This is a genomic window from Thiomicrospira sp. (assembly GCF_036568485.1).
In the GTDB taxonomy this organism is placed as follows: Bacteria; Pseudomonadota; Gammaproteobacteria; order Thiomicrospirales; family Thiomicrospiraceae; genus Thiomicrospira.
This window is the reverse complement of sequence record NZ_DATCSL010000044.1, coordinates 1-4,874: the sequence shown is the minus strand read 5'-3', so window position 1 is coordinate 4,874 and position 4,874 is coordinate 1. Positions and strand designations below refer to the sequence as shown.

The window sequence follows — 4,874 nt, the reverse complement described above, 5'->3', positions numbered from 1 at the left end:
TGGCGGAGAGCGGGGGATTCGAACCCCCGATAGGCTATTAACCTATACGCGCTTTCCAGGCGCGCTCCTTCAACCGCTCAGACAGCTCTCCAAATTGTGTGCGGATTATATAGGCTATTCATACCTGTGTCCAGAACAACTAGGGCACACGTATTACGCTGTAACCGAGCTTTTTATAGTCATTTAACTGGGCGGTTCCGGATGGGGCGACATCAATAAAATCCGGAAAATCATCCCGTGTTTTATTAACCCGCCCCGCTACGACTTCGCACACATGCACGGTCACACCTTGTTGGTGCATTTTCTCAAAAACCTGTTGATAGGGCTGATTGGCAAAATCATTACTTAATGCGGCCAACTCTCGACCGTGACTAATGATGACCACGTCTAAATCCGCAAATGCTTGTTTTAAAGCGGTCACTTGATGCTGGATATAAGGCGTGCGATTTTCTACAAAGTTGGCTTCTCGACTTAATAACTCCAACACCACCCCGGCTGGCGCTTGGTTGGTTTCTATCCAGTTTGAGACTTGCGGGTGCAAACTCGGATTGGCCCAAGTTGAAGTGGCGAACATAAACCCTAAATAAACAACGAGCTTGATTAAACGTGACATAACGAACCCCTTTATTTGAGGCATAAAAAACCAGACCTGGTGGTATTAAACAATAGCACCAGGCCTGGTTGGATGTTACAAATAACGTAAATTAAATTACATCATTTCTAAGTCCATTTGCACGGTTTCAACACCTGCTGCCGCGCATTCTTCATCAATGTCACCACCTGGCGCACCACTCACACCTACGGCACCATACAAACGCCCACCGGCTGAAATCGTAACCGAACCGGCCATAAAGGCTAAGCCTTCACCCAAAGTTGGTAAGGCACCTTCTGCTTGGCTGGTTAGTTGTGAACCCTTGGCGTTAAACATAACAGAGGTATAAGCTTTTTTCTGGCTGATTGAGATGGACACAGGCGGTGCCATCGTATCGCGGATAATAGTTTGAACAATCCCGTTGCGATCGACAACGGTTGCGGTAACTGGAATGCCTTTGGCTTCACAAGCTTTTACCGCTTCAACCGCAATTTTTGTCGCCACTTCTGACGTTAAACGTGGCACATCAACGGTTAAAGCTTGAGCCTGCGCTAATGAACCAACCACTAACCCTGCACTTAATAAACCGACCTTCATTGAGTTCTTCAACATACATCCTCCCAGAATGGTTTTTGTGTTACATTTTGTTTTAATTAAACCGCGCTTTGAATATTAACACCACACAGGTTGAATGGAGATAAACCATTATGGAATTCACATTTTTTACATTAATTCTACTAGGTGTACTTTTTGTCTACCTGGCCTCTGGGGTGCGCATTGTGCCGCAGGCCGAATTGCAAGTGGTTGAACGATTAGGGCGTTATCACCGAACCCTAAACGGCGGTTTGAACTTTATTATTCCGGTGATTGATCGCGTGCGTTCCAAATTTGGCACACAAGAACAGGTGATTGATATTCCAGTGCAAAAGGTGATCACCAAGGATAACGTCAGCATTGTGATTGATGGCTTGGTGTTTTTAAGAATAAACGATGCTCGACAAGCTACCTACGAAATCCTCAACCTCAAACACGCGATTGCTCAGTTAGCACAAACCACCTTGCGTTCTGAAATCGGCAAAATGGATTTGGATGACACGCTTTCGTCTCGCGATACACTTAACGCGACGTTGTTAATGGCGCTGGACAGTGCCTCGGCTAACTGGGGTGCGAAAGTCACGCGTGTTGAGATTTCGGATATTTCAGTACCCGAAGCCGTTCAACACGCGATGGAATTACAGTTACGCGCCGAGCGTGAACGTCGAGCGACGGAAACTGAGGCAGAAGGTTTAAAAAACGCGACCATTGCCAAAGCGGAAGGTGATCGTCAAAAAGCCTTTAAAGAAGCCGAAGCGATTGAGCGAACTTCTGATGCAAAACGTTATGAACAAATTCAGCTTGCTCAAGGTCAGCAGCAAGCGATCGAAATGCTGGCGTTGGCGATGCAATCCAACCCGAATGCGGCTGAGTTTTTGTTAGCAAAAGACCGTATTAAAGCTTGGGAAGGCATTGCTGCCAGTGATTCGGCAAACAAAGTGGTGATTCCGTATGAAGCGTCTGAGTTAATCGGTTCATTGAGTGCGTTGCAATCGCTATTTGTTGGCCAAAATGCAGGAAATGTCAAATGACCAGTATTGGATTGTTAGGACTCATTCCTAGCTGGATGTTGATTTCAGTGGGATTGATTTTGATCGGCGTGGAAATTTTTATTGGCCTTTATATTTTGCTCTGGTTTGGCTTGGGGCTAGTTTTTGTCGGATTAATGAGTTTCTTTGTCGACTTCGGACATGGCGAAATTCAACTCATCTTTGCGTTTGCGATTGGCACCGTGCTGTTGTTTGCATTACGCCAAAAACTGATCGCCCCGCAGAACGCGCAAACCGAATCCTTATCGACTTATGAAGCAGGCGAAACCGGCGTATTGTCACAACACAATGGCCAATGGATGGTGTTTTATCATGGCACCCATTGGCTCGTAGCCAACCCGAATGACGACTTAACACCTGGTCAGAAAATCAAAGTAACGCAAATCAAGAGCAACCAGGCCTGGATTGAAACGGAGTCCTAAATGCGTTGGTTTGTGTTGTGTTTGTGTTTACTTAACCACCAGGCCTGGTCGCAAAGCACCGAGCTGGCAATCAGTGACCCGCTTAAATATGTCGCCGAACTTGAAACCCAAGTGGCGACCTCATCATCCGATATTTCATTTGCCGCACTTAAAAATCTAATAAAACATAAGCGCGTGGTGCATGTGGGAGAAATCCACCCAAATTATAGTGATCATTTAATTCAGCTTGCCGCGTTACAAAGCTTGCATCAAGCTTCGCCCAACATTGCGATTGGGGTGGAATGGTTTCAACAACCCTTTCAACCTTGGTTAGACGCTTATATTTTAGGGCAGATTGATGAAGCCGAACTGCTGCATCAAACGCAATATTATCAACGCTGGCGCGTTGACTTTCGGCTATTGCGACCGATTTTACAATACGCTCGCCAGCACCAACTACGCATTCTCGCACTGAATACGCCAGCTGAATTAACCCGCCAGGTTTCGAGTTTAGGTAAGCAAAGTTTGAGCATAGAACAACTCGCCAATTTGCCCAAAATTCACCCCCCGAGTTCAGAGCAGCAGGCACGTTTAACTCAAATTTTTAAAGATAAAATTCCGCCGGATCGTGAGATAGCCGACTTTATTTTTGCCCAACGCATTTGGGATGAAACCATGGCGTTCAACGCGGTGAGCTTTCTGCAGCGAAACCCTGATCACAAATTATTGGTGTTCGCGGGTAATTTTCATCTCGCTTACCAAGCCGCGATTCCAAGCGATATGGCGCGTCAAACCCCGGAACTTAAGGAACAACAAGTAACGATTAGTAGCGGTTCGTTTGAAAATTATGAGCCAGGGGCATTTGATTATTTTGTATTCACCGACCCGATTGAATTACCGACTCACGCCCGAATGGGCACACGTCTCAACACACAAAATCTCTGTATCGAATCAATCGAACCAGATAGCGCCGCCGAAAAAGCCGGTTTGATGGTGGATGACTGCCTTATTGAATTTAACGAAATTCGGCTAAAACATTATGCGGATTTAATGCTAAAACTCAGCGAAACGTCTGCCAAATCTTCAGCCAAGCTGACTTTGAAAAGACAAGACCAAACCCTTCAAATTGAGATTAAGTTCGACTAAAAACCCGACTTACTCCGCGCATATTATTCAGCGCACAAGGTCTCAACCCGATAACAGCCTGCTTTACCGCCTAAGCGTTTGGCTAAATCCGGCAACAATGTTTGCATTTGGGATAATAACGTCCAAGGTGGGTTAATCACAATCATGCCACTCGCGGTCATGCCACGCCCGTTGGTATCGTCACTTAAACCCAGTTCATAAAGTTGAATATTGCGGATGCCACTATTCACCAGCGCTTTTTCAAGACGGTTTATGCGGCGGCGCTCCACCACTGGATACCACAAAGCGTAAGTGCCGGTTGCAAAGCGTTTATGGGCTTGCGCTAGGGTTTCGACCACCGTGTCATAGTCCTCCTTCATTTCATAAGGCGGATCAATTAATACCAAACCTCGGCGTTCTTTAGGTGGCAACTGTGCGATCAAACCTTTAAAGCCATCCGTATCAAATATTTTTAATCGGCGATGCGAACCTAGGTTTTGTTTAAGTAACGCTTGTTCTTTAGGGTGTAATTCAAACAAACTGAGTCGGTCATGTTCGCGCAACAAGGTTTGTGCAAACCAAGGCGAACCCGGATAAAACTTCAATGCATCTTTCGCCCCCGCCTGCTGGTTAAACTGAGTCACCAAATCGAGATAAGTTTGCAAAGGCTCGGCTAAGTTTGTTTTACCCCAAAGCTGACCAATGCCATTTTGAAACTCGGCGTTTTTTTGTGCTTCACTGGAATCCAGCGCATACCCCCCCGCCCCCGCATGCGTATCGGCATACCAAATAGGTTTATCTTTTTGCAGTAAATAGTTCAAACATTGCACCTGAACCAGATGCTTTAACACATCCGCAAAATTTCCCGCATGAAACGCATGACGATAACTCAACATAAAAATCTTATTTCCTATTAATCGATGGTTTCTTGATTATAAACCAGCGCTTGAAACTTATCCTAAAAGCTCACCGCGCCATCAAGCAGTTTTATGACAGCTTTATAAAAGAAATGTTACAATCCGCGCAAATCGATCCATATAATTTTATCTAATTTGTTGTAATTTGATGATAAACAGGAAGCCAAAAGCATGGAACTGAAAAACATTCAAACCA

6 protein-coding genes and 1 tRNA gene are annotated in these 4,874 nt (G+C 45.4%); 3 read left to right on the top strand and 4 right to left on the bottom strand.

All coding sequences use genetic code 11. The annotated features are described in order from the left end of the window. The 3 genes from VIM91_RS04255 to VIM91_RS04245 all read right to left on the bottom strand — a co-directional run bounded on the left by VIM91_RS04255 (position 1) and on the right by VIM91_RS04245 (position 1,204). Positions 1-91 (bottom strand) — tRNA-Ser (locus VIM91_RS04255). A gap of 48 nt (positions 92-139) precedes the next feature. After that, positions 140-613 carry a DsrE family protein gene (locus VIM91_RS04250; RefSeq protein WP_331863578.1) on the bottom strand — a complete coding sequence of 158 codons (474 nt, stop codon included), beginning with the start codon at positions 611-613 and terminating at the stop codon, positions 140-142. 96 nt (positions 614-709) lie between these two features. After that, the gene (locus VIM91_RS04245; RefSeq protein ID WP_331863577.1) at positions 710-1,204 is read right to left on the bottom strand and encodes a heme-binding protein; all 495 of its coding nucleotides are present in this window, start codon (positions 1,202-1,204) and stop codon (positions 710-712) included. 95 nt (positions 1,205-1,299) lie between these two features. Between VIM91_RS04245 and VIM91_RS04240 the strand changes: the two genes are divergently transcribed. From VIM91_RS04240 to VIM91_RS04230, 3 genes are read left to right on the top strand one after another with little or no spacing between them, the layout of a single operon-like run. Further along, the gene (locus tag VIM91_RS04240; RefSeq protein ID WP_331863576.1) at positions 1,300-2,217 is read left to right on the top strand and encodes a stomatin-like protein; all 918 of its coding nucleotides are present in this window, start codon (positions 1,300-1,302) and stop codon (positions 2,215-2,217) included. After that, complete coding sequence (locus tag VIM91_RS04235) at positions 2,214-2,657, top strand: NfeD family protein (protein ID WP_331863575.1); 444 nt, start codon at positions 2,214-2,216, stop codon at positions 2,655-2,657. Before VIM91_RS04240 ends, VIM91_RS04235 begins: the two co-directional genes overlap by 4 nt. After that, a complete protein-coding gene (locus VIM91_RS04230) occupies positions 2,658-3,782 on the top strand; it encodes a ChaN family lipoprotein (RefSeq protein ID WP_331863574.1) in 1,125 nt (374 codons plus the stop codon). Positions 3,783-3,805: 23 nt separating this feature from the next. Here the strand turns inward: VIM91_RS04230 and VIM91_RS04225 are convergent, their stop codons facing one another. After that, complete coding sequence (locus VIM91_RS04225) at positions 3,806-4,657, bottom strand: 23S rRNA (adenine(2030)-N(6))-methyltransferase RlmJ (protein WP_331863573.1); 852 nt, start codon at positions 4,655-4,657, stop codon at positions 3,806-3,808. Positions 4,658-4,874 lie beyond the last annotated feature (217 nt).

Bases quoted from the DNA above. Each gene is read 5' to 3' on its own strand.
- VIM91_RS04235 (WP_331863575.1), top strand. From the start codon at position 2,214: ATGACCAGTATTGGATTGTTAGGACTCATTCCTAGCTGGATGTTGATT.
- VIM91_RS04230 (WP_331863574.1), top strand. From the start codon at position 2,658: ATGCGTTGGTTTGTGTTGTGTTTGTGTTTACTTAACCACCAGGCCTGG.
- VIM91_RS04250 (WP_331863578.1), bottom strand. From the start codon at position 613: ATGTCACGTTTAATCAAGCTCGTTGTTTATTTAGGGTTTATGTTCGCC.
- VIM91_RS04245 (WP_331863577.1), bottom strand. From the start codon at position 1,204: ATGTTGAAGAACTCAATGAAGGTCGGTTTATTAAGTGCAGGGTTAGTG.
- VIM91_RS04225 (WP_331863573.1), bottom strand. From the start codon at position 4,657: ATGTTGAGTTATCGTCATGCGTTTCATGCGGGAAATTTTGCGGATGTG.
- VIM91_RS04240 (WP_331863576.1), top strand. From the start codon at position 1,300: ATGGAATTCACATTTTTTACATTAATTCTACTAGGTGTACTTTTTGTC.